Consider the following 223-nt stretch of genomic DNA (forward strand, 5'->3'; position numbering starts at 1 on the left):
TGGGCTCGGGTGTTGGCACCCTGGCTCAGGCACATCGTCGCGATGATGGCGCGATCGAGTGCCTTGTCCTCGTAGTTGGAGGTGCGCACGTAGTAGGCGGCCGGCCCCTCGGGTGCGGTCCGCATGGCTTCCACGTCGGCGGCACCCAGCCCCTCGAGGTGCGCGATCAGTCCGTCGACCAATGCGTCCTTCGACCCGAAGTGGTAGAGCAGCCCGCCCTTGG

Annotated in this window: 1 pseudogene; it reads right to left on the reverse strand. The window is 67.7% G+C overall.

Annotated elements, in window-relative coordinates:
- Window positions 1-223, reverse strand: a pseudogene (locus IJ15_RS26570) (TetR/AcrR family transcriptional regulator); the annotation flags it as partial.

The sequence above is a fragment of the Prescottella defluvii genome, assembly GCF_000738775.1.
Lineage (GTDB): Bacteria > Actinomycetota > Actinomycetes > Mycobacteriales > Mycobacteriaceae > Prescottella > Prescottella defluvii.